Source organism: Parendozoicomonas verongulae (assembly GCF_009711465.1).
In the GTDB taxonomy this organism is placed as follows: domain Bacteria; phylum Pseudomonadota; class Gammaproteobacteria; order Pseudomonadales; family Endozoicomonadaceae; genus Sansalvadorimonas; species Sansalvadorimonas verongulae.
On the sequence record NZ_SMME01000548.1, the window covers coordinates 1 to 1,336 of the forward strand.

2 protein-coding genes are annotated in these 1,336 nt (G+C 49.1%); one reads left to right on the forward strand and one right to left on the reverse strand.

All coding sequences use genetic code 11. From position 1 onward, the window contains the following. The coding region (locus E1189_RS01405) for an HTH domain-containing protein (RefSeq protein ID WP_196220973.1) at nt 1–411 on the reverse strand (411 nt) is incomplete at its 3' end. Nucleotides 412–575: 164 nt separating this feature from the next. On the opposite strand from E1189_RS01405, the gene E1189_RS01410 reads away from it, so the two are divergent. Then, nucleotides 576–1,196 carry a DUF924 family protein gene (locus E1189_RS01410; protein WP_196220974.1) on the forward strand — a complete coding sequence of 207 codons (621 nt, stop codon included), beginning with the start codon at nt 576–578 and terminating at the stop codon, nt 1,194–1,196. Nucleotides 1,197–1,336: the final 140 nt, after the last annotated feature.

The following is a 1,336-nucleotide window of genomic DNA, read 5'->3' on the forward strand; positions in this document are numbered from 1 at the left end:
AATCTTCCACAGCATGGAAAAATAGAGAGCCCCCCCAAAAGGACTCTGCCACACACGCCCCCGCCGGCCCCGGCCAGCACTTTGATGTTCAGCTATGCACACACGCCAGCGCGAGCCTTCCTGAATATTGCGGACTCCATCATTGGTTGAAGTTGTCAGCATCTTCAGATCGAGAGAGGTTGACCCACTGACATCAGGTGACAGCTCAGCACGAATCGTCGACTCATCCAGAAGCTCTATACCCGTTGGCAGGCGGTACCCCTTCCCTCTGACTGCATCCAATTCCAGACCAAGATCTGAGAGTGTCTTTAACTTTTTCCATACTGCAGCTCGGCTAACTCCAAGAGCTGAGCCAAGCTCTTCGCCTGAGTGAAAGCGCCCATCACCCAGAAGCCTGATTAGATTTTCCATAAAGTGGCATCTACACCTATTGAGAACCAGATAATATAGTGACATTCAGAGAGAAGACAGTGACACACAACAAATCCAAAGCGCCCTCATTTTCTAACAGCAAAACCCTGGCACGGCTTTGCTGTTGCCTAATGATGATTTTCACAATGGGAGGGAAGGCAGAAATGCCCGAAGTTATTCAAACAAAGAGCCCCGAAGAGGTTCTTCATTACTGGTTTGGTGAGATAGAAGATGGATACCCTGTCAGCAATCGATACAAGCTCTGGTTCTCTGGAGCACCGGAAGTTGACGAGGAGATTCGTGAAGAGTTTCAGCAAACAGTCGAGCTAGCTACTGGCGGAGAGCTATCCCATTGGGAAAACTCCCCTCACTCGCTACTCGCTCTGGTAATAACCCTGGATCAATTCACTCGCAGCCTCTACAGAAAAACGCCTGCAGCATTTTCCGGGGATTTTCAGGCACGAAAACTGACACTTGATGCCATCCAAAAGGGCTGGGATCACAAGCTGGCCTACACAGAGCGCAGTTTCCTCTATATGCCCCTCATGCATTCCGAAGAACTTAGTGACCAAGAGCTCTGCGTAACGAAATTCGAAGAGCTTTATCAAGAAGTGTCCGAAGAACATAAGGAGAAGGTTAAGAACTCCCTTCACTACGCAAAGGATCACAGGGACATTATTGAAAGGTTTGGACGCTTTCCCCATCGCAATAAAACATTGGGGCGAACCAATACGGACGAAGAAACGGAATACCTTGAGGGCGGTGCATCCAGTTATGGGCAGTGAGTAGAGACATAGGAAAAAGCCCTGGCTGCGTTGGCAATCAGGGCTTTTAATTAAAAGCTTGATGGTGACCTACTCTCACATGGACTAATGCCCAAATCAGCCCACACTATCATCGGCGATACATCGTTTCACTGCTGGGC